The following is a 22,279-nucleotide window of genomic DNA, read 5'->3' as shown; positions in this document are numbered from 1 at the left end:
CGAAGGGGACCTGGAACCGTAGGGGACCGTGGGGTCAGGCGACCGCGTCGTGGAGGCGGGCGGCCTGCTTGTCCTTGAGCGGGCCGATGACCGACAGCGACGGGCGCTGTCCCAGGATGTCGCGGGCGACGGCGCGGACCTCGTCCGGGGTCACCGCCGCTATCCGGGCCAGCATGTCGTCGACGGAGATCTGCTCGCCCCAGCACAGCTCGCTCTTGCCGATACGGTTCATCAGCGCGCCGGTGTCCTCGAGGCCGAGGACGGTGGAGCCCTGGAGCTGGCCGACGGCGCGGGCGATCTCGTCGTCGGGCAGGCCGTTGTCGGCGACCTGGTCGAGTTCGTCGCGGCAGATCCGCAGCACGTCGTGGACCTGGCTCGGGCGGCAGCCGGCGTAGACGCCGAACAGGCCGCAGTCGGCGAAGCCGGACGTGTAGGAGTAGACGCTGTAGGCGAGGCCGCGCTTCTCCCGGACCTCCTGGAAGAGGCGGGAGGACATGCCGCCGCCGAGGGCGGTGTTGAGCACGCCGAGGGCCCAGCGCCGTTCGTCGGTGCGGGCGAGGCCCGGCATGCCGAGGACGACGTGCGCCTGTTCGGTGCGGCGGCCCTGGATTTCCACGCGGCCGGCGGTGCGCAGGCTGCGGCTGCCGTCGCGCGGGGCGATGGGGACGGCTTCGGCGTTCCTGAACGCGCCGGCCTTCTCGAAGGCGGCGCGCACCCGGCGTACGACCTTGTGGTGGTCGATGTTGCCGGCGCAGGCGACCACGAGGTGGGTCGGGTCGTAGTGCTTCTTGTAGAAGCGTCGGATGCGGTCGGCGGTGAGGGCGTTGACCGTGTCGACGGTGCCGAGGACGGGGCGGCCGAGGGGGCTGTCGCCGAACATGGTGTGCGCGAACAGGTCGTGCACGCAGTCGCCCGGGTCGTCCTCGGTCATGGCGATCTCTTCGAGGATCGCGCCGCGTTCGACGTCGACGTCCTCCTCGCGGATCAGCGAGCCGGTGAGCATGTCGCAGACCACGTCGATGGCGAGCGGCAGGTCGGTGTCGAGCACGCGCGCGTAGTAGCACGTGTACTCCTTGGCGGTGAACGCGTTCATCTCGCCGCCGACGGCGTCGATGGCGGAGGAGATGTCCAGGGCGGAGCGCTCGGAGGTGCCCTTGAAGAGCAGGTGCTCCAGGTAGTGCGTGGCGCCGCCGAGCGCCGGGGTCTCGTCGCGGGAGCCGACGTGCGCCCAGATGCCGAAGGTGGCGGAGCGGACGGAGGGCAGGGTCTCGGTGACGATGCGCAGACCGCCCGGGAGGGTGGTCTTGCGGACGGTGCCGATGCCGTTCATGCCCTTGACGAGGGTTTGGGTACGGGCGACGGCCCGCGCCTCCGAGGAGGTGCGGGCCGTCGCCTTGAAGCTACGGGACGTCACTTGGCGGCGTCGTCCTTCTGCTCTTCATCGCCCTCTTCGCCCTCGATCACGGGGACCAGGGAGAGCTTGCCGCGGGAGTCGATCTCGGCGATCTCGACCTGGACCTTCTGGCCCACGCCGAGGACGTCCTCGACGTTCTCCACGCGCTTGCCGCCGGCCAGCTTGCGGATCTGCGAGATGTGCAGCAGACCGTCCTTGCCGGGCAGCAGGGAGACGAACGCGCCGAACGTGGTCGTCTTGACGACCGTGCCCAGGTAGCGCTCGCCGACCTCGGGCATCGTCGGGTTGGCGATGCTGTTGATCGTGGTGCGGGCGGCCTCGGCGGAGGGGCCGTCGGCGGCGCCGATGTAGATGGTGCCGTCGTCCTCGATGGTGATCTCGGCGCCGGTGTCCTCCTGGATCTGGTTGATCATCTTGCCCTTGGGGCCGATGACCTCGCCGATCTTGTCGACCGGGATCTTCACGGTGATGATCCGCGGCGCGTTGGGGGACATCTCGTCCGGCGTGTCGATCGCTTCCATCATCACGTCGAGGATGTGGAGGCGGGCGTCACGGGCCTGCTTGAGGGCGGCGGCCAGGACGGAGGCGGGGATGCCGTCCAGCTTGGTGTCGAGCTGGAGGGCGGTGACGAACTCCTTGGTGCCGGCGACCTTGAAGTCCATGTCGCCGAAGGCGTCCTCCGCACCGAGGATGTCGGTGAGGGTGACGTAGTGCGTCTCGCCCTCGATCTCCTGGGAGATCAGGCCCATGGCGATGCCGGCGACCGGGGCCTTCAGGGGCACACCGGCGTTCAGCAGGGACATGGTGGAGGCGCAGACGGAGCCCATCGACGTGGAGCCGTTGGAGCCGAGGGCCTCGGAGACCTGGCGGATCGCGTAGGGGAACTCCTCGCGCGTGGGCAGCACCGGCACCAGGGCGCGCTCGGCGAGGGCGCCGTGGCCGATCTCGCGGCGCTTGGGGGAGCCGACGCGGCCGGTCTCGCCGGTGGAGTACGGCGGGAAGTTGTAGTTGTGCATGTAGCGCTTGCGGGTCACCGGGGAGAGGGTGTCCAGCTGCTGCTCCATGCGGAGCATGTTGAGGGTGGTGACGCCCAGGATCTGGGTCTCGCCGCGCTCGAACAGCGCCGAGCCGTGCACCCGCGGGATGGCCTCGACCTCGGCGGCGAGCGTACGGATGTCCGTGACGCCGCGGCCGTCGATGCGCTTCTTCTCCTTGATGACGCGCTCGCGGACCAGCTGCTTGGTCAGCGCGCGGTACGCGGCGGAGATCTCCTTCTCGCGGCCCTCGAACTCGGGCAGCAGCTTCTCGGCGGCCAGGCCCTTGACGCGGTCCAGCTCGGCCTCGCGCTCCTGCTTGCCGGCGATGGTGAGCGCCTGGGCCAGCTCGGGGCGGACGGCGGCGGTCAGCGCCTCCAGGACGTCGTCCTGGTAGTCGAGGAAGATCGGGAACTCGCCGGTCGGCTTGGCGGCCTTGGCGGCGAGGTCCGACTGGGCCTTGCAGAGCACCTTGATGAAGGGCTTCGCGGCCTCGAGACCGGCGGCGACGACCTCCTCGGTGGGGGCCTCGGCGCCGCCCTTGACCAGCTGGATGGTCTTCTCGGTGGCCTCGGCCTCGACCATCATGATCGCGACGTCGCCGTCCTCCAGGACGCGGCCGGCGACGACCATGTCGAAGACGGCGTCCTCCAGCTCGGTGTGGGTCGGGAAGGCGACCCACTGGCCGTTGATCAGCGCGACGCGGACGCCGCCGATCGGGCCGGAGAAGGGCAGGCCGGCCAGCTGGGTGGACGCGGACGCGGCGTTGATCGCGACGACGTCGTACAGGTGGTCGGGGTTGAGGGCCATGACCGTGCAGACGACCTGGATCTCGTTGCGCAGGCCCTTCTTGAAGGACGGGCGCAGCGGGCGGTCGATCAGGCGGCAGGTGAGGATGGCGTCCTCGGAGGGGCGGCCCTCGCGGCGGAAGAAGCTGCCGGGGATCTTGCCGGCGGCGTACATCCGCTCCTCGACGTCCACCGTGAGGGGGAAGAAGTCGAGCTGGTCCTTGGGGTTCTTGGAAGCGGTGGTGGCCGACAGCACCATGGTGTCGTCGTCCAGGTACGCCACGGCGGAGCCGGCGGCCTGCTTGGCGAGGCGGCCCGTCTCGAAGCGGATGGTGCGGGTGCCGAAGGAGCCGTTGTCGATGACGGCCTCGGCGTAGTGGGTCTCGTTCTCCACTAGCGTTTTCTCCGTTACTTGTCGTCTTTCGTCCCGCCTCGCCCGTGTGGCGGGGGGACGGTGGCGGAGAAGCGCTCCGTCTGGTGCGGGCCGGTCTTCGATCGAAGCACCCGGGGCCTGTTCGCCCGGGGGCCACTACCGAGGACCGGCGGCGGCGAGGTGCGCTTCTCCTCGTGGTTCGTCGTGCGTGATGACGCTCTACCCACTACGGGTGGGCCTTATCACGCTGTGTCATGCGTATTGCGTTCTGCTACCACAGTACAAAGCGGCGGTGACACTCCGCACGTTTGTGCGCGTACGGCAAAGGGAGCGGTCCCCTCTCGCTGGTGGGGGCCCGCTCCCTTCACGGCGACTTACTTGGCGCCGCCCGCCGCACCGCGACGGATGCCGAGGCGGTCGACCAGCGCACGGAAGCGCTGGATGTCCTTCTTCGCCAGGTACTGCAGCAGACGGCGGCGCTGACCGACCAGGATCAGCAGGCCACGACGGCTGTGGTGGTCGTGCTTGTGGGTCTTGAGGTGCTCGGTCAGGTCGGAGATCCGACGCGAGAGCAGAGCGACCTGGACCTCGGGGGAGCCGGTGTCGCCCTCCTTGGTACCGAACTCGGAGATGATCTGCTTCTTCGTAGCGGCGTCGAGCGACACGCGTACTCCTCATGGTCTGAAAGTGGCCACCGAGTGCCCCCGGTCTTCATCTCGGGAGAGCTTCCGTAACTCGGGAGGCGGGGATCCGCTGGGCGCGGCCTCCAGGCCTCGCAGGACTAGCTGCCAGGGCTCCGGGGGTGCGTACACAAACGGCCGTCACTCAGGGTACCAGGCGGTGGCGGTGGGGTTTCCCCCGGTTTCCCGAGCGCCTTTCCCGGGCCGTCCCGGCGGCTAGGGTGAGCGCCGGTGCACAGTGCCGGTACACCGTACGGACGTCTGGAAGGGGTCGCTGCGTCATGGCGGAGACGGAAGAGGAGATCAAGGCCCGCAAGGAGCGGGAGCGGGACGAGCTGTATGCCCTCGACATCTCGGGGGTGGAGTGGCACGGCGCGCCGGGCACCTCGCCCGACGAGGAGCGCGTCGAGATCGCCTACCTCCCGGACGGCGCCGTGGCCATGCGCTCCTCCCTGGACCACGACACGGTGCTGCGCTACACCGAGGCCGAGTGGCGGGCCTTCGTGCTGGGCGCGCGCGACGGCGAGTTCGACCTGGAGCCGACGGAGCGCAACGGCGGTCTCGCCGCGCAGTGAGCGGCGCGGGGATGTGACGGAGGGGCGGCACGCGCGCGTGCCGCCCCTTTGGTCCGTTCACGGCCGCCGACGGGCCGGCCGTTTCGTCGTGTCAGCTGGTCATCGCCCGGACCGTGGTGTACACGTCGAAGACGGCCAGGGTGAGCGGGACCAGGGTGAGCAGGACGAAGCTCTCCGCGATCTCCAGGAAGCGGCCCCAGAACGGGGTGACGCCGCGGCGCGGGGTGATCAGGCCGATCGCGGTGACCAGGGCCGCCGCCCCGGCGACCGCCGCGACCAGCCAGACGCTGCGGATGTCGAGGGGCGTGGTGTCGCCCTGGAGCGCCTGGCGGACGTAGTCCCACGGCGGGTTCAGCGCCAGCCCGAGGCCGAGGAAGACCAGCGCCGACAGGCCGGCGGCCAGGGTGGCGGCGACCTGGGCGGTGTAGCGGAACAGGCTCGCCCGCATCAGCATCGCGACGCCGGTCGCGAGCGCCAGCAGCTGCGCCCATACGTCGCTGGAGAAGCCGAGGACGATCGAGGCGCCCACCGAGACGAGCGCGCAGCCGCCGACGAGGCCGACGAGCAGTTCGTGGCCGCGGCGGGCGCGGGCCGCGACGCGATCGGCGTCGACGGGCTCGTAGGCGTTCGGCTCGCCCTCCGCGTAGCCGCCCCGGGACGGGTTCGGGGCCTCGAAGCCGATGGGCAGCCGGGCGAAGCGCATCGAGAGACCGGGCAGGAAGGCCAGCGCGCCCACCGACACCGGGGCGCAGACGGCGGCCGTCTCGATGGGCCTGAGGTCGGTCAGGATGCCGATGAAGGTGATGATCAGGCCGATCGCGGAGGCGCAGACGAACGCCACGAAGGGTCCGTCGCCGCCGGGCGAGACCAGGGTGAGCACCAGGGCGGCGACCAGCACGGCCGCGCAGGCCAGCAGGAACTGGAGCCGGCCGATGCCCTCCCCGGCGTCCAGCGGGAGCAGTCCGGAGCCGGCCACGGCGATGTTGGGCAGGGCGCCCAGACCGAGGGCGATCGCGGAGCCCGCGTCGTCGTACACCCGTGCGCGCACGCACGCGATGGTGACCAGCAGGACGCCAGCGATGGCGGCGAGGACGCCCTGGAGGCTGTGCATGTCGTGGCGGAGCTGGGAGCTCCAGGCCACGAAGGCCAGCAGGGCGGGCAGGATGCCGCCGGCGACGAGTCCGGCGGCGCGGGTCAGGTCGCCGCTCCACAGGGCGCGGTCGCGGGTGACGGCGGAGGCGACGGCCTCGGAGACGTCGTCGAAGACGGCGGGCGGCAGCGACTCGGCGAACGGCCGCAGCGTGAGCAGTTCGCCGTCGAGGATGCGCTGCGCCGCGAAGGAGCGGGCGCTGTCGAGGACGGTGCCGTCGCGGCGGACGAGGTGGTAGCCGACGGGGGCGCCCTCGTCCGGGCTCTGCTGGGAGAGCCGCAGGATCTCCGGGTACAGGTCGGCGACCGGTACGTCGTCGGGCAGGGCCACGTCGATGCGGCTGTCGGGCGCCACGATGGTGACCCGGCAGAAGCCGAGTCCGGTGCCCGCTGCCGGGTGACCCTCGCTGCCGGGTCCGGTGGTGGCGCCGCCCGGCGCGGAGGCCGTCATGCTCACCTGCTGTTCCCCCTCGTCGTCGGTGTGCGGCCGGTCGGCCGTCTCGGTGGTGGTGCTGCCGGGCGGCCGGCGTCGGTGCGGCCGGCCGGCACGTCCGCGTGCCCACCGGCCGTGAAGCGTGCCCACCGGCCGCAAGCGTGCTGACCGGCCGTGAAGATCGTGTGCACGTTCCGCCGGGAGTCCGTGTGGCGTCGTCCCGGCCGCCGGCCGCTCGCGCCGCCCGGCCGGGCGGGTGCGGGGGCCGTCCGCTGCGAACGCCGTGAATCGCCCGTTTTCGCCGGACCGATTCGCACCTGCTCACACGTCCCACCGGCACCCTACCGCCCACCGGCGGCGCCGGTTGTCAGTAGGATCGCGGTTCGCGATCGGCGTCCGCCTGACACGGGGCGGCGGACAGAACACCTCGGTCGGGCAAGGGAATTGGTGCGTAGTGAGCCATATCGTCGTCAAGCGCCCACCACGGGCACTGCCGAAGGACGTGCCCACGGACGAGATCGTGCTGCAACCCCCGCCGGAACTGCCCCGCGGGCAGCAGGAGGGCGCGCTGATGCAGCTGCTGCCCATGCTCGGCATGGGCGGCTCGGTGGTGTTCTTCTTCAACCCGAACGCCCAGCCGTTCATGAAGATCATGGGCATGGTGATGATCGCCTCCACGGTCGCCATGGGCGTCTCCATGCTGGTGCGCTACCGCCGCGGCAACCAGGGGCAGATGGCCGACATCCGCCGCGACTACCTGCGCTATCTCTCGCAGACCCGGCGCGCGGCCCTGGACACCGCCAAGGCCCAGCGCGACGCCCAGTACTACCTGCACCCTTCGCCCGAGCAACTGTGGGCGCTGGTCGCCGAGGGCAGCCGGGTGTGGGAACGGCGCACCGGCGACGAGGACTTCGGCCAGGTCCGGGTGGGCCTCGGCCCGCAGGCCCTGGCCACCCCGCTGCTCGCGCCCGAGACCGCCCCGGTGGACCAGCTGGAGCCGCTGACCGCGGGCGCCATGCAGCGCTTCCTCGCCACCCACGGCACGCTCGAGGACCTGCCCATGGCGGTCTCGCTGCGCGCCTTCTACCACGTGACGGTCAGCGGCGACCCGGCGACCGTGCGCGGCACGACCCGCGCCCTGGTCGGCTCGCTGGCCTCCCTGCACTCCCCCGAGGACCTGGTCGTCGCCGTGGCCGCGCACCGGGACACCACGCCCGAGTGGGAGTGGGCCAAGTGGCTGCCGCACAGCCAGGCCCCGGGCGTCACGGACGGCGCGGGCAGCCGGCGGCTGATCGCGGCCGACCCGCAGGAGCTGGAGGACCTGCTCGGCGCCCGGCTGCAGGGCCGGCCGCGCTTCCACCCGGGCGGGGCGCCGGTCCCCGAGCAGCCGCACCTGGTGGTCGTCCTCGACGGCGTCTCCCTGTCCCCCACCTCGCTGCTGGCCTCCCCCGAGGGCCTGCAGGGCGTGACGGTCCTGGAGGTCGTGCCCGGCGAACTCACCGCCGGCCGCGGCGACCTGTCCATCGTCGTACGCCCCCAGGAACTGCGTCTGGAGTCCGCCCACGGCATGGTCTACGAGGGGACGCCCGACGTCCTGTCGTACGAGGCCGCCGAGGCGCTGGCACGGCAACTCGCGCCCCTGCGGGTCGCCTCCGGCGGTGACGACGACGAACCGCTGCTCGCCAACCTGGAGTTCACCGATCTGCTGAACCTCGGCGACGCCGCCTCCGTCGACCCCAAGCGCACCTGGCGGCCGCGCGCCCAGGCCGAGCGGCTGCGGGTGCCGATCGGTCTCGGCGAGGACGGCCGGCCCGTCATGCTCGACCTCAAGGAGGCGGCGCAGGAGGGCATGGGCCCGCACGGCCTGTGCGTGGGCGCCACCGGTTCCGGCAAGTCGGAGCTGCTGCGCACCCTGGTCCTGGGCCTCGCGGTCACCCACTCCTCCGAGACGCTCAACTTCGTCCTCGCCGACTTCAAGGGCGGCGCCACGTTCGCGGGCATGGCCCAACTGCCGCACGTCGCCGCCGTGATCACCAACCTCGCCGACGACCTCACGCTCGTGGACCGGATGGGCGACTCCATCCGCGGCGAACTCAACCGCCGCCAGGAGATGCTCCGCGACGCGGGCAACTACGCCAACATCCACGACTACGAAAAGGCCCGCGCGGCCGGCGCCCCGCTGCAGCCGATCCCCTCGCTCGTCCTCGTCATCGACGAGTTCAGCGAACTGCTCACCGCCAAGCCCGATTTCATCGACATGTTCGTCCAGATCGGCCGTATCGGCCGCTCGCTCGGCGTGCATCTGCTGCTGGCCTCGCAGCGCCTGGAGGAGGGCCGGCTGCGCGGCCTGGAGACGTACCTGTCCTACCGCGTCGGTCTGCGCACCTTCTCCGCGGCCGAGTCGCGCGCCGCGCTCGGTGTGCCCGACGCCTACGAGTTGCCGAACATCCCCGGCTCCGGCTTCCTGAAGTTCGGCACCGACGAGATGGTCCGCTTCAAGGCGGCGTACGTCTCCGGCGTGTACCGCACCGGCTCGCAGCACGCCGCGGCGCTCGGCGGGCGGCTGCCCGTGGACCGCCGCCCGGTCCTGTTCACGGCGGCCGAGGTCCCGGTGCGCTACGCGGCGGTGCCGCAGCAGCGGCAGGAGCCGCGCCCCGACGAGAAGGACGACGCGCTCGCCGACACCGTCCTCGACGTGATCGTGCGGCGTCTTGAGGCGCAGGGTCCGGCCGCCCACCAGGTGTGGCTGCCGCCGCTGGACAGCCCGCCGTCGCTGGACTCGCTGCTGCCCGGGCTCGCCCCGGTGCCCGGCCGCGGTCTGACCCAGCCCGGCTACGAGGGCGCGGGCCGGCTGATCGTGCCCGTGGGCATCGTCGACAAGCCGTACGAGCAGCGGCGCGACCCGCTGTGGGTCGACTTCGGCGGGGCCGCCGGCCATATGCAGATCATCGGCGGTCCGCAGTCCGGCAAGTCGACGCTGGTGCGTTCCCTGGTCGCCTCCTTCGCGCTCACCCACACCCCGCACGAAGTGCAGTTCTACGGGCTGGACTTCGGCGGCGGCGGCCTGTCCTCGCTGGCTGGTCTGCCGCACGTCGGCGGGATCGCCTCCCGGCTCGACCCGGAGAAGGTGCGGCGCACCGCGGCCGAGGTGTACGGCGTGCTGACCCGGCGCGAGGAGTACTTCCGCGCCTCGGGCGTCTCCTCCATCGCCGAGTTCCGCAGCCGCCGCGCCAAGGGCGACATCTCGGTCACCGACCAGCCGTGGGGCGATGTCTTCCTGGTCATCGACGGCTGGGGCAACTTCCGCACCGAGTACGAGGCGTTGGAGCCGCTGGTGCTGGACATCGCGGCCCGCGGCCTCGGTTACGGCATCCACCTCGTCCTGACCGCGTCGCGTTCGATGGAGGTCCGCTCCAACCTCAAGGACCACCTGATGAACCGCCTGGAGCTGCGGCTCGGCGACCCGATGGACTCCGAGTTCGACCGCAAGGTGGCGGCCAACGTGCCCACGGGCGTGCCCGGACGCGGCCAGACGCCGCTCAAGCAGCACTTCATGGCGGCGGTCCCGCGGATCGACGGCCTGTCCTCCGACACCGACCTGGCGGATGCGGCGACGGCGCTGGCCGCCGAGGTCAGCCGGCACTGGCAGCAGCCCGGCGCGCCCGAAGTGCGGCTCCTGCCGCGGGAGTTCCCCGCGGCGCAGCTGCCGCCGGGCGACCGCTTCCCGAACCGGGGCGTCTCCTTCGCCCTGGACGAGGACAACCTCGAACCGGTCTTCGTGGACTTCGACCAGGACCCGTTCTTCCTCGTCTTCGGCGAGAGCGAGTCCGGCAAGTCGAACCTGCTGAAGCTGCTCATCCGGCGCCTGACCGAGCGCTACGACGGCGACAGCTGCAAGCTGTTCGTGGTCGACAACCGCCGCTCGCTGCTGGGGGTGACCCCGACCAGCCATCTGGCGGAGTACATCCCCATGTCGAACCAGATGCAGCACCACATGGACGCGCTGGCCGACCTGATGCAGCGCCGCACGCCGACCTCGGACGTCACGCCCGAGCAGCTGCGCGACCGCAGCTGGTGGCGCGGGCCGACGGTGTACGTCGTCATCGACGACTACGACCTGGTGTCGACGTCCAGCGGCAACCCGCTGGCCGGCCTCACCGAACTCCTGCCCTTCGCCCGCGACGTGGGCGTCCGCTTCATCATCGCCCGCTCCACGGCGGGCGCGGGCCGCGCGGGCTACGAGGCGTTCATGCAGCGCATCAAGGAACTCGGCGCACAGGGCGTCGTCCTCGCGGGCGACCCGACCGAGGGCGAACTCCTCGCCAACGTCCGCCCGCGCCCGATGCCGCCCGGTCGGGGCGTGTTCGTCTCGCGGCGGCAGGGGCGGCCGTTGGTGCAGGTGGGGTTGGTGCCCGAAGGGAACTGAGCCGAGCCGAATCTTGAGCGCCCGCTCCGGGGGACCCGGAGCAGGCGCTCCCCGTACGGCAGCTTGGTCCGGTCAGTGCGGGGCGGGCGCTCGCTGTACGCGCCTGGTCCAGTCACCTGTGGGCGCGCGCTCGCCGTACGCCGGCCCCTGTGCTGCCGGAAGGCGTCCCGAACACAGGACGGGCGCGGCTGCGGCCCGGACGCGCGGTGGCACGGCGGCGCGGTCCGCGTGCGGACACGACGACGGGGTGGGCGCCTCCCGCGCGCGCCCACCCCGGACTCCGCTTCGTACGGCCGCTTCCTAGTGGAAGTAGCTGGCCGCCTTCTTGTCGCCCTCCTGGTAGGTGCCGCCGGACTGGGAGACGACGTTGCCGATGCCGGTCAGCGCCTCGTGGATGTCCGTGGCCTCCTTGTCCCAGCGGTGCAGCTTCTCGTGGAAGGTGCTCTGGGCCTCGCCCTCCCAGTAGCGGAGGCTGTCCGTCACCAGCTTCCGCAGCTCGTCCAGATCGTGGTCGAGCTGGGACGCCTGGTTGCGGATGTCGATCGCTGCCCTGTCGAGCCCGCTATAAGTGACGGACAGGCCCTCGGCGTTGTTGGCCATATGTGCTACCTCGTCTCGCTGGTGTGTCTGTCGGGTGTGTCAGCCGATCCGCTGACGTGACCGGCTGTCGCGGTCCGGCTCAGTAGGAGCTGAGGGCTGACGACGGCACGCTGGAGGCGCCGTCCCTGACGTCGATCTTGTTGACGGACGCGCGGACCTCGTCCTCCTTGCTGTCCTTGATGTTGCGCGTCGAGGTCATGGCCTCGATGACCTCACCGAGGATGTTGCCGATGTTCTGCAGCGAGGTGTTGATCTCGATCTGCTTCTTGTCGAAGGCGGCGCGGCCGATGCCCTGCCACTGGCCTTCGAGGCTGTCGATCACGCCCTGCAGGTTGTGCACGCGCTTGCGGATGTTGTCGTACTTCTCGACCATCCGCTGCTGCATGTGGACAACTGCATCATCTTCGAGCTTCTGCTTGCCGCCGGCCATGTGAGACCGCCCCTCTCTCTGTCTGTCTCGGGTCCAACTGTGCGCCCCTCGCCGCATGTCGCATCGCGGCGGTGGACGTTTGCTGCATGCCCCTGCGATGCAGGTGTGGGTCATGCAGACGGCTCATGACATGCCGTCACCTGCCGCGCCGTGCCCGCGCGACGGCGAGACCGCCACCGCCGAGCACGACGACCGCGGCTACCGCGCCGAGCGCGATCCACAGGGTGTTGCTGTCACCGGTCGATTCCGCACTCGATCCTGCCGCAGATGTGCCGCCGGTCGTAGTCTTTTGCGGGGCTTGTGACGCGGCTGATGCGGAAGCGGAGCCGGCTGCGGACGGCTCGGGCGCCGCGCTCTCGCCGTTCTCCGCCCCGAGCGGATCGACGTCTGCCGGTCCGGCCTTGTAACCGGCGTTCTCCACGACCATACGCGGCCGAACGGCACCGTAGCCACCGTACTTGCTGGGATCGTCCTTCGGCCACGAGCGGCCGGCCGTGTCGATCAGGGAACCCAGGACCTGGTTGGCCGTCCAGTCGGGGTGAGCGGACCACACGAGGGCCGCTGAAGCGGACACGAGCGCCGAAGCCGCCACGGTCCCGCCTCCGTCCTGGCAGTACCGCTGGAACTTGGCGTCGCACCACCGGGGTACGTCTTCCCCCGGCGCGGCCAGATCGACGTAGTCGCCGTACTGGGAGGTCGAGGAGACCTCCCAGTCCTTGCCGCTGGAGGCCACGCCGACCACATGCGGATACGCCGCCGGGTACTGGGTCTTGTTTCCTTCTTTTCTGTTGTCCCCAGTGCCCGCGACCATCAACACACCCTTTTTGACGGCGTAGTCGAACGCCACGTCGCCGACGATCTGCGTGCCGATCGGGTACTGGTTGCCGACCGCGAAGTCGATGATCTTCGCACCACTGTCGACAGCGGCCCTCACCGCCGTGGCGAGCGGGTAGTTCGGGTCCGGTAGCTCATCGTGCTTCAGGGCCGGCACCCGGATCAGGATGATCTTCACCCCTGGTGCGAGCCCCCTCAAGCCCCCGCCCTTGCCCGTCCCGGCGATGAGTTCGGCGGCCGTGGTGCCCTGTCCCGTGGTGTCGTCCGTCTGCGTGGCACTGCCCTTGGCGAGCCCGTCCTTGACCAGGGCGTCCACACCCTGAAGGACCTGCCCACGGAGGGAAGGGGTGTCCGGGTTGACTCCCGTGCCGATGACCGCGACCTTGATGCCCTCTCCGGTGCTGGTCTTCCACATCTGCTCGGCCTGCATCGGCCCCAGGTACCACTGCTGGGACTGGGCGTCGGAGGCTGCGGCACTCGGAGCGAACCCCAGACCGGCGGCGGCCAGGGCACCGGCGACCGCTACCACAGCACGGACTCGGCGTCCGTACGGCGACCTGAGGAGCACAGCCTGCTCGGCGCTTCGGCTGGTCCCTGACTTCATGGATTACGTGTCCTCATCCGGGCTCGGTTGACTACCTGCGGCACCAGACCTACGCGATGCCATCACCTGCCCTGCCGGACACGTGCGACGGCCAAGCCGCCACCGCCGAGCACGACCACCGCTGCTACAGCGCCGAGCACGATCCACAACGTGTTGCTGTCACCGGTCGATTCCGCACTCGATCCTGCCGCAGATGTGCCGCCGGTCGTAGTCTTTTGCGGGGCTTGTGACGCGGCTGATGCGGAGGCGGAGCCGGTTGCGGACGGCTTCGGTGAAGCCTGGGCGGTTCCGGACTTGGCGAGCAGGTCGCCGCCGTTCTCCTTCGCGAGCGGGTCGACGTTCGGCGGTCCCGGATCGTAGTGCGGGTTCGCCAGGACGTTCTTCGGCCTGATCGCCCCGTAGCCCAGGTACTGGCTGGGGTCGTTCTTGGGCCAGCTGCGACCGGCCGTGTCGATCAGGGCGCGAGTGACCTGGTTCACCGTCCAGTCGGGATGGGCGGACCAGATGAGTGCGGCGGAGGCCGCGGCTATGGCGGTGGCCGGGCTCGTTCCGTTGTAGTCGTCGCAGTAGGAACGGAAGGTGGCGTCGCACCAGCCGGGGATTCCTTCGCCCGGTGCCGTCAGGTCGACGTAGTTTCCGTGGGAGGAGAACTTCGACACGGTGCCGGAGGCGTCCATCGAAGAGACGCCGATCACGTAGTTCGCGGCGGCCGGGTAGTCGATGTCTCCCTTGCCGCGCCCTGCGTTCCCCACCGCCGCGATCATCAGCTTGCCCTTGGAAGCCGCGTATTCAATCGCTTCCTCTTCCTTAGGGTCGTAGAGACCGCCGATGGACATGCTGATGATCTTGGCATCGGTATCGGCCGCCGCCCTGATCGCCTGCCAGTCTTCGGGAACCTTCTTGTCGCCCTCTTTCGGCGAGCTGTCGAGGGCGACACGGTACGGGACGATCTTCGCGCCGGGAGCCAATCCTTTGAGACCACCGCCTGCACCCGTGCCGGCGATCAACTCGGCCATGGTCGTGCCGTGGCCGTCGTAGTCCTCAGTGGCCTGGTAGGCAACGGACTTGGGTGTCTCGTCCGCCAGCACCTGCCCCTCGAGGGAAGGCGTGTCCGGGTTCACGCCGCCGTCGATGACCGCGACCTTCACACCCTTTCCGGTGCTGATCTTCCACATCTTCTCGGCCTGCATCGGCTGCAGATACCACTGTTTCGACTGCGCGTCGTACGCCGTGGCGTTGGGGGCGAACCCCACGCTCAGGGCCGCCAGCGCACCGACGACCGCGCCCACCGCGCGTACTCGCCGTCCACGGCTCCCCCCGAGGGGCGCCGCTCGCTCGGTTCGTCGGCTGGTCGCTGACTTCATGGCCTTGTACGTCCTCGCTCGCGCTCAGTGGCTGACCGGCGGCACATCGCGCCGCGGTTCGGTGGGCGGGTGGGTGGTCTCGTTCTCCTCGTGCCTGCAGTCAGGGCGCGGTGCGTCCTGCTCGTCGCGTTCGTCCTCACGCTTCGCCCGTTTGCCGGGACCGCGTACGAGACCGGCGCCACCCCGCGTCAGCCCATTGCGCTCAGCCCGGCCGGACGAGTTGCGCGCGGTCGGCTTGCCGGTCACACCCTCGGCCGGTGCGGCACTGCCACGAGCGGCCGACACTCCTCTCCCGGTTCCCGGCCGCTGAGCGGACTCGGGTGCGCCGAAGACACCTCGGCCGGACGACCTGCCCGTCTGCGAACGGGATCCGGCCGCTTCCTCGGCTCCGATGACGGTGCCCCGGGGAATTCTCGAACCGCTCCCCTTCTCCGACCTGCCGGTCGCCGAAGGGCGCCCCCCGACAACGCCGTTGCCACGGCCCGCCCCCGCGGTCGGGCCACCGGCCGCACGCTGGCCCGGGGTGGCCCCTGCCCGGGGAGTGCCCCCTGTGACGCCTCGCCCCATGGGGGTCGACGAGGACCTGGCCCCCGCCTGCGCGCCCTTCCCCATCGACTGGCCGGTCGACGTGGCGCGCCCCATCTGGTTGCCGGCTCCCTGCCCCGGGAAACGTCCCGAGCCGGCCGCGCCCGGGCCGGAGGCGCCGATCCGCCCTTGGGACGACGCGGGGGTTCGGAACCCGCCCGCCCGGCCGACGCCTCCACCCGAGGAGTTGCCCGGAAGCGGCATGCCGAGGCCGCCTTCGAAGACGCTGGTATGACCGCCGTTCGGAGCGGGACTACCGGTGACCGGCGGAGTGGAGACCGTCTGCGGTGTGGTCGTTGGAGGGGGCAGCGTGCCGACGCTGTCGATGCCGGTACCGACGTCAGGGGTATCGACGGGCACATGGCCGACCGGAGTCGGAGTGCGTTCTCCACCTTCCGTGACGTGGCGCACCGGCGTCGGGCTGTCGACCGTGTCGTGTCCGCTGGCGTGGGCCACCGGGGCAACTACCTGGTGATGACCGGACACGGCCGTCGAACCGGGGCCCGTTACGCCGCCAGAGCCAGCACCTGCGGGGACGTCGTTACGCTGCCCGCGCTGTGGGCGAGGTACGCCCACGTCCGGCATCGTGTCGAACGTCGGGGCCTTCTTGCGCACGGCCGTCAACTGCTCGTTCGACACCGCGTAGTAGGAGGCCAGCCGGTTCATCTGGTTGATGGCTTCCTGGCGGTTCTTCTCCACCTTCACGGCGGCCGCGTAGTCCTCCTTGTTGGCGGCCTTCTCGGCTGCGGAGAACTCATGGGGCCGCTTCCGGTCGGCCTCGGTGTCACGAGGCGGCATCGCGCTGCGGACCGACGCCAGGCCGTCGGCGGAGGCGGCGAGCTGGTCACCGGCGCCGCCGGCGAAGTCACTCAGCTCGAGCGTCTTGCCGACCAAGTCTCCGCCCCAGGCGCGGAAGGCTTCGCCCGCCTTGCCCACCCAGCGGACGTTGTTGATGTGACCCGCGAGTTCCTCGGCCGCCGACTTGATGGCGTCGCGTGCGTCCCACAGCGCCTGCCCGGAGGACGCCAGGTCGTGAGGGTCGGTCTGCTCGACCAGATCGAGCAACTGGTTGAGGCCGAGGGTGGTCTCGCCGAAGTCGGTGCTGTGCTGCACCGTCTTCGCGTACGGGCTCTGGTGGGCGACCGCCCGCAGGGTGCCGTTCACCAGTCTGGTGAACAGACCGCCACCCTGCGGCAGGTCGTCGGCGGTGCGGGTGATGTCCGTCAGGGAGTTCTGCGCCGTGACCCGCTGCTCGTCGGCCTTGTGGTCGTGGCTCATTGGAGGGTCGCGCCGCCCTTCTCATCGTTGGAACGCGGCTTCGCCCTCTGGATCTTGTCGATCTCCGTCTGGATCTCCCAGAACCGTCGGCGCTGATCCTCTTCGAGCTTCTGGAAGCCGTGGCTGGCCCCCTGTACCGCGATGCCGATCGCCTCGATCTGCAGATGCAGGGCCTTCGAGAGGGTGGTGAGCTCCTCGTGCACCGCGTGGTAGTTCGTGTACAGGTCGTGCGCCTCCGGGAAGACGCTTTCACCGGCCGCGGTCAGGGACGAAAGCCTGATCGTCTGCGCGCCGACCTTCGTCGGGCTGCCCGCCGAGGACTCCAGGTCGCGCAGCACCGCGTCGACCCGGTTCACGAAGTCTTCCAGCGCCTCGCGGCTGGCCTCCAGGTCAACCCCTCTGGCCTGGGACGCTCCTCCCACCATGTCGTCCGGAAGCACGACACTCCTCCCCGTTTCCCCGTGTACGCATCGTCGCGGGCGACCGGCCGGTGCGCTTCGCGGAATCGCAAAGCGGGCCGCACCTCACAACGCGCTCACCACTCTAGTCAGGGCCGGTAACCGGTCCAACCCAGATGTGGCCCAACCTCGTTACAACCCGCGTGGGGCATATCGGTTTGCCTGATTTGCCGTCGCTACCGGGGGTGACCGTGTGGGACTTGACGCCGAAGGGGCTGATCCCGCGCGCCGGTCGTGGAGGCGGGAGCCCGAGGGCGGGTGCCGGCGCGGTACGGATTTCCACGGAACCTCCACACTTCCGGGTGACGGAGAATAGGTGGTCCGGTCGCCGTCGGCCGGCGTTCCAGGGCGACCTGCGGGTTTGTCACGCGAGCCGCCACCCGGCGGTTTTCCGCCGCCCCCGCGAGCGCGTCGCTCCCCCGCACGTACGCGCCGTACCTGCGCCCCGCGGCCGGCACACCGCGGTTTCCGCGCGCCCCGAGTTGCTAACTTGACCGCGCACCACGACACCGGGAGATCGACGTCCGGCCGCGCGGTCGGCGGAACGGGCGCACGGGGAAGGCGGCCACCATGGCGTGGGACGAGTGGGAGAACCTCAAGGCGCAGGCGGCCGGGCGGCAGTCGACCGGTATGCGCCTGAACCATGTGGACCCGGGCGGGGGAAGCGGGGGCGGCGGCTCCGGCGATCTGGTGGCGCACACGGACGACCTGGGCGCCGTCGGGCACGAGGCGTACATCCTGTGGGACAAGCTCAGGACCGAGGCCGACATCGCCGGGGCGGGGTCGGGCAAGGGCGACACCGGGTCCACCATGCAGGCGGCGGCCGCGCTGAAGTCCAGCGGGTTCGCCAGCGGCGGCGCCCTGGAGACGACCGTCTCGGTGTGGACGACGCAGGTCAAGTCGGTGCTGCAGGCCTGCGCGCACATCTCCAACCACCTCGACTACACCAAGGCGCGCCACGCGTCGGACGACGCGCAGATCTCCGCGGAACTGCGCAGTCGGGACGGCTCGGCCGTGTCGGTGTCCGCGCTGAACGACTACTTCAAGTAGGGAGACGCCGATGACACTGACGTACACGGATCTCATCGACGTCGACCTCGGCAAACTCGGTACCGCCGTATCGGACTGGAAGAAGACCGTCGACAATCTCAAGCGGCTGGCGGAGAGCGCGCGTACGGGGCTGCAGGCGAAGTCGGACGCGGCGCAGTGGGCCGGCGTCAACGCCACGGTGACGCGGGAGTTCATCGCCAAGACCGCCAAGGAGATCGCGGATCTGCACACCGAGGCGAACAGCGTCTACCAGGTGCTCGACGACGGCCACACCGAACTCGTCTCGCTGCAGAAACAGATCACGAATGCCGTGCACAAGGACGCGAGCAATCTCGGCGTCCGGGTCGAGGACATCGGGGGCGGCAAGGTCCGCTGCTTCTTCCAGCACATCCGGGGGGACTCCGACGAGCGGACACAGGAACAGCTCGACGCCCGGCAGGAGTTGGAGAACCGGATCAACGACATCCTGTCGCACGCCGCGGAGATCGACGACTCCGTCGCCCGGGCCCTGGCCAAGAGCCACGGCAACGACGCCCACAACGCGGGCCACAGCGCGTACGAGTCCCTGAACGACGCCGAGGCCGAGCGCGCGGTGGAACTGGCCCGCAAGGGCGACGAGATGTCCGACGCGGAGCTGCGAGAGCTGAACCGGCTGCTGCGGTTCAACTCCCGTGAGAAGGACGGCGAGTTCGCGACGCAGTTCTACCAGGGGCTCGGCGGGCCGGAGAAGACGCTGCAGTTCTACGCCGAGATGTCCGTCGACGGCACCGGCGCCGACGCGACGAAGACCCGGCTCGACGAGGTGCGGGACCTGCAGAAGGTCATGGGGTACACGCTGGCCAACGCCACCGACCCGGACCACAAGTACCACCTGTCGGACGACTGGAACACCCAGTTCCGGCGGTTGGGCACCCAGGAGATCGGCTGGGAGCGAGGGCAGATGAGCAAGCCGTTCGGCTATCAGGTGCTCGGCGGCCTGCTGCGCTACGGCAACTACGACGCGCGGTTCCTCACCCCGATCGCGGAGCACATCACCCAGCTCCACAAGGAGGACCCGTACCGCTTCCTGATGAACAAGCCGGCGGGCAGCCCGGACGGCTACGGCTTCAATCCGTCCGGGAAGCTGGGGTCCGGCAACGATCCGCTCAACAGCGTGCTGGAGGCGTTGGGCCACAGTCCCGAGGCGTCGGAGAAGTTCTTCACCCAGCCTCCGACTGCCTACAACGAGGACGGCACGGTCAAGAAGGGCGGCGACGTCGGCTTCAAGTCGTATCTCGACCTGTTCACCGACAAGGACTTCGAGTGGACGATCGACACCAACGACTCGAATGTCATGGCCGACGCGGACAAGTCGCAGAAGGCCTTGACCTTCGGTCCCGAGGCCCTCGGCCACGCGCTGGAGTCCGCGACGACGGGCCGCCCCTACGACAGCGACGACACGGGCGCCGCCATCAAGCACACCGAGGCGCGGGCGCACCTGGTGCACGACATCGTCGACAAGTTCGGCAACGACCCCGAACTCCTGCGGCACAACGAGAACGGCGACCTGGACAGCGAGGAGACGGGACCGCTGTACGCGATGCGGGGCAGCCTGGGCGACATCACCGCGGAGTACATGGGGGACTTCCAGCGGGCGATGTACGAAGAGGACCCGAACAGCCGCCTCTTCCCCACGTTCGGCGAGCCGGCCGGCCTCAACAGCGAGAACGTGGCTCAATTCCTGGGAGCCGTGGGTCAGGACCCGCACGCCTATGCGACCATCACCAGCGCGCAACAGGCCTATACGTCCCAGGTCGTGAACGATGTGATCAACGGCGGCAGTGATTCGACGGCCTCGCTGGACGGGCGAGTGAGCGCTGCGGTCGCCCCTGGTTCGACGATCTCGGGCATCATGAGCGATGCCCGGGCGCATGCGATCTATGAGTACCACGCCGCTTCGGACAAGGAGTTCAACGAAGCCGCGGCCGACAAGCAGAAGTGGGTCGACCGGATCCTGGGCATGGGCCTCGAAAAGGTCGGCGAGCGCGTGCCCATCGCGGGTGCTCCTCTTGAATGGGCTTCGGAAGACATCCAGGAATCCATCATGAAGAGCATCGAGAAGGACTCAGCGTCCGATGCGGAGCGCGAGGCGGGCCACCTCTACGCGAACGGACGCAAGGGCGCCATCGATGCCGCCGGAGACGCGGTCGATCGCGCCTTGGTCAACAGTCAGGGCATCAATTCCGCTACCGCCGACGATCTGCGGCGAGCCGCTCAGACTCAGGCGGGCCTAAGCCACTCCGACGGCGCCCAGTGGAAATCGGAGAGCAGTGCACATTGAAAACCAAAACTGTCCTTCTCTGCTGCGCTTCAGTGGTCGCCGCAACGGTGGCGGCAGCCGGCTGCTCCTCGGAGCCGAAGCAGGAGTTCGCGGTACCGAAGAGCCTCTGTGGCGTCCCCGTCGCGACTGACGCACTCTCCCGAGTGCTTCCCGAGTCCGGCAAGAAGATCGCTGTCGAACAGGACGGTGAGCCGAGTGACGGTTCTGTTCTGTGCAATGTCATGGTCGACGGAGCCAAGGTGCTCATCGTCAGCACGGAATGGATCAACCCGGGAGACTCGGCGAGTCACATCCTGCGCAGTCGGCTTCACGCCGCCGAGCAGAAGAGCGCTGATGGAGGCGCGATCGCCTACGCTGATCAGGCCGCGGCATCGCTGATCCAATGCCGCAGAGCCGGGTTCCAGACGGAGGATGTCAGCACTTTCATCATGACCCTGAAGCCGGGGCGGACCGACGAGCACGCGGTGGAAGGCGTCATCTCCAGCTACACAGCCGCCTACAAGAAGCAGCAGCCGTGTCGGCCGGAGTCCTGACCGGTCCGCTGGAGGAGACCGCCCTGAAGTCCATCAGGTGCTCCTTGCGCGGTGCCGCCTACCTGGCCGTCGTCGCCGGTGCCCTCGTCGGGTGCTCGGCGGATGAACCCGGACATGAGTTCGCCGTGCCGAAGGTCGTGTGCGAGGTTCCCGTCCCCGCTGACGCGCTGTCCGCGCTGCTGCCCGCGTCGGGCCGTCGTATCGCCGTGCCGGAGCACGCGTTCAACGTGGATGGTGAAGGACTCTGCAAAGTCAGCGTGGACGACGACGTAGTCCTGAGGGTGACCAGAGAGCGCATCGATGTCGGTGACTCCGCGTACTTCATTTTGCACCGCAGAGGTTCCATACAGGATCCGAAGTCGACGCGGGACCGATCCGTGGCGTACGCCGACCGGGCCGCCGCCTCGCTGATCAAGTGCCGCGGCGCTGGAGTGGACAAGGAGGACATCAGCATCTTCGTCGATGTCCTGAAACCCGGTCGACCGGACGAGGACGCTATGAAGAGCCTGATCACCGGCTACACCGGCGCCTACCAGAAACAGCAGCCCTGCAGGCCCGGTTCCTGAGCCGGTTGTCACTCGACGCACAGCGCCCGGCCCGCACGGAACCTTCACAGTGGGCAATCACGCTCACAGTGGACATGACTCAACCTTTCCCTCCCGCCGGTTGCTAACTTGACCATGCGGCACGATGTGGATTGTGTGGCCGTCGTCGGGATCGAGCGTCGAGGGCAGTGCGGGAAGGGGTTCCGGGATGGCGTGGGACGAGTGGGAGCAGCTCAAGGCGGAGGCCGGTGAGCGGCAGTCGGCCCGGATGCAGTTGAACCACGTCGAGCCCGGTGGCGGTACCTACGGCCCCTACATCGTGCCGAGCCAGTACGGCGACCTGAAGGTCAAGAACAGCCAGCTGCAGAAGATCGGCACGGACGCGCACCAGCTGTACAACCAGCTGTGGGACAAGGCCCGCGTCGCCACTCCGAGCAGTGACGCGGCCGCGACCGACCTGTCCAAGCAGGGATTCGTCCTCGGCGCCGGGCTTCAGCACGTGTCCGACCGCTGGGAGCAGCAGCTCAAGTCACTGATGGACGCGTGTGCGCAGATCTCCAACCACATGCACACGACCAAGAAGCTGCACGCCGGCGACGACGGCTACATCCAGCGTCAGATGAGCAGCATCGACATGCTGGACGCGGGCTTCGAGGAAAGGGTCGGCGCGCCGGGCAAGAAGAACCCCGTCTACGGACCGCATCCCGCGAAGAAGGACTAGCGGGTCCGGGGCAGGGCGCAGCGGCGCCGAGCGGAGTGCAGGATGCCGCCCGCGTCGGCCCTCCCGCGTCGAGACCGACACCGCC

17 protein-coding genes are annotated in these 22,279 nt (G+C 69.7%); 7 read left to right on the top strand and 10 right to left on the bottom strand.

What is annotated here, in order from left to right:
• Positions 1 to 34: 34 nt before the first annotated feature.
• The 3 genes from K7787_RS25065 to rpsO all read right to left on the bottom strand — a co-directional run bounded on the left by K7787_RS25065 (position 35) and on the right by rpsO (position 4,274).
• Complete coding sequence (locus K7787_RS25065; RefSeq protein WP_223003035.1) at positions 35 to 1,414, bottom strand: M16 family metallopeptidase; 1,380 nt, start codon at positions 1,412 to 1,414, stop codon at positions 35 to 37.
• A complete protein-coding gene (locus K7787_RS25060; protein WP_019984686.1) occupies positions 1,411 to 3,630 on the bottom strand; it encodes a polyribonucleotide nucleotidyltransferase in 2,220 nt (739 codons plus the stop codon). Before K7787_RS25060 ends, K7787_RS25065 begins: the two co-directional genes overlap by 4 nt.
• Positions 3,631 to 3,983: 353 nt before the next feature.
• Entirely contained in the window at positions 3,984 to 4,274 is a 291-nt protein-coding gene (rpsO, locus tag K7787_RS25055) for a 30S ribosomal protein S15 (RefSeq protein ID WP_009190990.1), read from the bottom strand.
• A 296-nt stretch (positions 4,275 to 4,570) separates the two neighbouring features.
• Between rpsO and K7787_RS25050 the strand changes: the two genes are divergently transcribed.
• The gene (locus tag K7787_RS25050) at positions 4,571 to 4,864 is read left to right on the top strand and encodes a DUF397 domain-containing protein (RefSeq protein ID WP_009190989.1); all 294 of its coding nucleotides are present in this window, start codon (positions 4,571 to 4,573) and stop codon (positions 4,862 to 4,864) included.
• A gap of 91 nt (positions 4,865 to 4,955) precedes the next feature.
• Here the strand turns inward: K7787_RS25050 and eccD are convergent, their stop codons facing one another.
• On the bottom strand, positions 4,956 to 6,464 hold the full coding sequence (eccD, locus tag K7787_RS25045; RefSeq protein WP_009190988.1) for a type VII secretion integral membrane protein EccD: 1,509 nt from the start codon (positions 6,462 to 6,464) through the stop codon (positions 4,956 to 4,958).
• Positions 6,465 to 6,900: 436 nt separating this feature from the next.
• On the opposite strand from eccD, the gene eccCa reads away from it, so the two are divergent.
• Positions 6,901 to 10,872 (top strand): type VII secretion protein EccCa, encoded by a 3,972-nt coding sequence (gene eccCa, locus K7787_RS25040; RefSeq protein ID WP_223003034.1) that lies wholly within the window; start codon positions 6,901 to 6,903, stop codon positions 10,870 to 10,872.
• Positions 10,873 to 11,172: 300 nt separating this feature from the next.
• On the opposite strand, the gene K7787_RS25035 is transcribed toward eccCa, so the two are convergent.
• From K7787_RS25035 to K7787_RS25010, 6 genes are all read right to left on the bottom strand, one after another.
• Entirely contained in the window at positions 11,173 to 11,472 is a 300-nt protein-coding gene (locus tag K7787_RS25035) for a WXG100 family type VII secretion target (protein ID WP_019984689.1), read from the bottom strand.
• Positions 11,473 to 11,551: 79 nt separating this feature from the next.
• Positions 11,552 to 11,857, bottom strand: a complete 306-nt coding sequence (locus tag K7787_RS25030) for a WXG100 family type VII secretion target (RefSeq protein ID WP_247721267.1) — start codon at positions 11,855 to 11,857, stop codon at positions 11,552 to 11,554.
• Between the two features lie 181 nt (positions 11,858 to 12,038).
• The gene (locus K7787_RS25025) at positions 12,039 to 13,229 is read right to left on the bottom strand and encodes a S8 family serine peptidase (RefSeq protein WP_223003042.1); all 1,191 of its coding nucleotides are present in this window, start codon (positions 13,227 to 13,229) and stop codon (positions 12,039 to 12,041) included.
• A gap of 173 nt (positions 13,230 to 13,402) precedes the next feature.
• Positions 13,403 to 14,629: a S8 family serine peptidase gene (locus K7787_RS25020; RefSeq protein WP_223003032.1), complete on the bottom strand. Its 1,227-nt coding sequence runs from the start codon at positions 14,627 to 14,629 to the stop codon at positions 13,403 to 13,405.
• Between the two features lie 99 nt (positions 14,630 to 14,728).
• Entirely contained in the window at positions 14,729 to 16,453 is a 1,725-nt protein-coding gene (locus tag K7787_RS25015; protein WP_308036466.1) for a hypothetical protein, read from the bottom strand.
• Between the two features lie 110 nt (positions 16,454 to 16,563).
• Positions 16,564 to 17,007 (bottom strand): DUF2563 family protein, encoded by a 444-nt coding sequence (locus K7787_RS25010; protein ID WP_223003030.1) that lies wholly within the window; start codon positions 17,005 to 17,007, stop codon positions 16,564 to 16,566.
• Between the two features lie 588 nt (positions 17,008 to 17,595).
• Between K7787_RS25010 and K7787_RS25005 the strand changes: the two genes are divergently transcribed.
• From K7787_RS25005 to K7787_RS24985, 5 genes are all read left to right on the top strand, one after another.
• The gene (locus K7787_RS25005) at positions 17,596 to 18,075 is read left to right on the top strand and encodes a hypothetical protein (protein WP_223003029.1); all 480 of its coding nucleotides are present in this window, start codon (positions 17,596 to 17,598) and stop codon (positions 18,073 to 18,075) included.
• 10 nt (positions 18,076 to 18,085) lie between these two features.
• Positions 18,086 to 20,395, top strand: coding sequence for a DUF6571 family protein (locus K7787_RS25000; RefSeq protein ID WP_223003028.1), 2,310 nt, complete (start codon positions 18,086 to 18,088; stop codon positions 20,393 to 20,395).
• Between the two features lie 32 nt (positions 20,396 to 20,427).
• Positions 20,428 to 20,928: a hypothetical protein gene (locus K7787_RS24995; RefSeq protein ID WP_009190975.1), complete on the top strand. Its 501-nt coding sequence runs from the start codon at positions 20,428 to 20,430 to the stop codon at positions 20,926 to 20,928.
• Positions 20,910 to 21,494, top strand: a complete 585-nt coding sequence (locus K7787_RS24990; protein WP_308036465.1) for a hypothetical protein — start codon at positions 20,910 to 20,912, stop codon at positions 21,492 to 21,494. The genes K7787_RS24995 and K7787_RS24990 overlap by 19 nt, the downstream gene beginning before the upstream one ends.
• Before the next feature lie 187 nt (positions 21,495 to 21,681).
• On the top strand, positions 21,682 to 22,194 hold the full coding sequence (locus tag K7787_RS24985; RefSeq protein ID WP_223003027.1) for a hypothetical protein: 513 nt from the start codon (positions 21,682 to 21,684) through the stop codon (positions 22,192 to 22,194).
• The last annotated feature ends 85 nt before the right edge of the window (positions 22,195 to 22,279 follow it).

The organism is Streptomyces sennicomposti, from assembly GCF_019890635.1.
In the GTDB taxonomy this organism is placed as follows: domain Bacteria; phylum Actinomycetota; class Actinomycetes; order Streptomycetales; family Streptomycetaceae; genus Streptomyces; species Streptomyces sennicomposti.
The sequence above is the reverse complement of the archived record's forward strand: the minus strand, read 5'-3'. Positions and strand labels throughout refer to the sequence as shown.